Consider the following 356-nt stretch of genomic DNA (forward strand, 5'->3'; position numbering starts at 1 on the left):
CCGTCACCACGTTACATCAACGATGGCGAGTACGTTGGAGGGTTCAAGCAGGAGGACATCGAGGGCCTCCTCGACTTCCTCGATAGCAACCATCTCGGCTGGTCGAGCACCATGGCTCCAGTGATCATGGGCAACCCGGACCGTCCGGAGCTCGGAGAGGAACTCACCAACAGCTTCTGCCGCACAGATCCGGAGATCGCCAAGCACTTTGCCCGCGTGACGTTCCTCTCGGACAACCGCGCCGACCTGCCCGGTGTAAAGACGAAGGCGCTTATCCTTCAATGCTCCCAGGATGTGATTGCGCCCGAGGCAGTCGGACGCTACATGCATCAGAACCTCCCGGGCAGTGAGTTCGT

At 60.1% G+C, this 356-nt stretch carries 1 protein-coding gene; it reads left to right on the top strand.

The annotated features are described in order from the left end of the window. A partial coding sequence (locus LG661_RS24975) for an alpha/beta fold hydrolase (RefSeq protein ID WP_407666853.1) occupies positions 1–356 on the top strand: 356 nt, incomplete at both ends.

Source organism: Microvirga roseola, assembly GCF_020866965.1.
GTDB classification, from domain to species: Bacteria; Pseudomonadota; Alphaproteobacteria; order Rhizobiales; family Beijerinckiaceae; genus Microvirga; species Microvirga roseola.